This window comes from Nocardia altamirensis NBRC 108246 (assembly GCF_001612685.1).
GTDB classification, from domain to species: Bacteria; Actinomycetota; Actinomycetes; order Mycobacteriales; family Mycobacteriaceae; genus Nocardia; species Nocardia altamirensis.
On record NZ_BDAY01000153.1, the window covers coordinates 1 to 2,314 of the forward strand.

The following is a 2,314-nucleotide window of genomic DNA, read 5'->3' on the forward strand; positions in this document are numbered from 1 at the left end:
TTGAATTACGAAGTGTAGTAGGCGCTTCATGGAGGCGTGGTCGCGACGATGCACAAAGTCGCCGCAGGCAACGGCTATCAGTACTACCTGCGAAACACCGCAGCCAACGACACCAGCGCGCGCGGGCGCGCCTCGCTGGCCAAGTACTACGACGAACACGGTGAAGCTCCCGGAACCTGGCGCGGCAGCGGGCTTTCCGCGCTCGGTATCGACCCAGGCGCGGAGGTGACCGAGGAGCAGATGCGCAATCTGTTCGGCGAAGGGATCCACCCCGACGCCGAACAAGTCCGTGCCCGCGCGCTCGCCCGCCACTGTGCCGCCGGTATGTCGTCGGCGCAGGCTGCCCGGATGGGCGAGAAGGCAACCAGACTCGGCAACCGGTACCCGGTCTACACCTCGACCTCGGGTTACCGTGCCGCCAAGGCCCAGGCGTACCGCGACCACAACACCGGCATCGGCGCGTGTGCCACCGCGCCCATAGATGATGCTGTCCGTGCTCAGATCAGCACTCGAGTCGCGACCGACATGTTCACTGCCGAGTACGAGCGTGCCCCGCTTGATGCCCGCGAGTTGTCGGGGTGGGTGGTCAAGAACTCCCGCCCCGACCGGACAGCGGTCGCCGGATACGATTTCACGTTCAGTCCCGTGAAGAGTGTTTCAGTGTTGTGGGCGATCGGCTCCCCGCCGTTGGCGGAGATGATCGCCGCCGCGCACCGGCACGCCGTCTCCGACGCGCTGACCTGGTTGGAGGACAATGCGTTGTTCACCCGTTTGGGGCGCAACGGTGTTCGCCAAGTCCAGGTGCAGGGCGCGATCGCCGCGACGTTCGATCACCGCGACTCGAGGGCCAGCGATCCCGACCTGCATACGCACGTCCTGATCGCCAACCGAGTACGCACCATCGACAGCAAGTGGCGCACCATCGACGGCACCACCATCCACGAGGCAGCGGTCACGATCTCCGAAATCTATGACACCCGCCTGGAACACCACCTCGAAACCTCACTCGGCCTGCGGTTCGCGGCCCGCCCCGACCGCACCCCCGACCAGGTCCGTGTCCGTGAAATCGTCGGCGTGCCACTGGAGCTGATCCACCATTGGTCGCGGCGCGGGGCCGCGATCACTGATCGGCTCGACACCCTCACCGCCGCATGGCAAGCCGCGTTCGGGCGTGAACCCGAACCCGGCGAAGTACACCGGCTAGCCCAGCGCGCGACCCTGGAAACCCGCCCCAGCAAGCATCTTCCAGGCTCGCGCGCCCAGCAGCGCGCGCACTGGCGAGCCGAAGCCGCCGCATTGCTAGGTGGAACCGCTGCCGTGGACGCCGTCATCGGCCGTGTCCTGTCGGTCCCACCTGTCGCGCGTCCGGCACCAGATGAGGTGTTCGTCACTCACGTCAGCGGGCAAGCGTTGGCTGCGGTGTCGGGCAAGCGCGCGACCTGGCGTGAGTTCAATCTCCGGGCCGAAGTCGAACGCCAACTCCGCGGTGAGGTGGCTCCCGCGGACTGGGCGCGCGCCGCCGCCCAGGTGTGTGCGCACGCGCTCACGCCGAGCGCTGCGGTCGCGCGCGGTGATCCGGACCTGACCGAGCAACCCGACTTGCGGGCGGTCCCGGCATGGTTGCGCCGCGACGACGGCACCCCCGTACACACCCGCGTGAACTCCCAGATCTACACCACCGCAGCCACCCTCGCGGCCGAAGCCGAACTCATCGCCCTGGCCGTCGAACCTGGTGGGCGCATCCTCGACTACGGACACGTCGCTCTCGCAGTGCACGACTACAACACCGCCCACCCGGACCGGCCGCTAAATCCCGGTCAGGTCCGCGTCATCGAATCCTTTGCTACCGCTGGGATGCGCGTGCACACCGCCAACGCGCCCGCCGGGACCGGCAAGACCACCGCCATGGCCGTGTTGACCACCGCCTGGGAATCGGCCGGCGGGACCGTGCTGGGCTTGGCTCCCACCGCCAACGCCGCGTCGGTTCTGGGGCGCGAGACCGGTGCCCGCGCCGAAACCGTCGACAAACTCCTGCACGTCCTTGATGCCCACCAGCCCCCCGCGCTGCTCAGCGGTGAGCGTCTGCCGCACCTGCCGCAATGGGTGCTCGACATCGATGACACCACCCTGGTCATCATCGATGAGCACATCACGGTGCCGACCGCTAAACGCCTGCGACTGCTGCGGTATCTGATCAGCCGGGGTGCGACTGTGCGCTGTCTCGGCGATGACCACCAACTCCCGGCCATCGATGCCGGTGGCGCCGCCGCCGACATGGCCCACTCCGCACCCGCCCAGCCCGTCACCCTCACCG

Annotated in this window: 1 protein-coding gene; it reads left to right on the forward strand. The window is 67.9% G+C overall.

Annotated features, from left to right (window positions below):
* Positions 1-48: 48 nt before the first annotated feature.
* Positions 49-2,314: MobF family relaxase (mobF, locus tag NA11_RS43560; protein WP_218023504.1), on the forward strand; the 2,266-nt coding region annotated here is incomplete at its 3' end.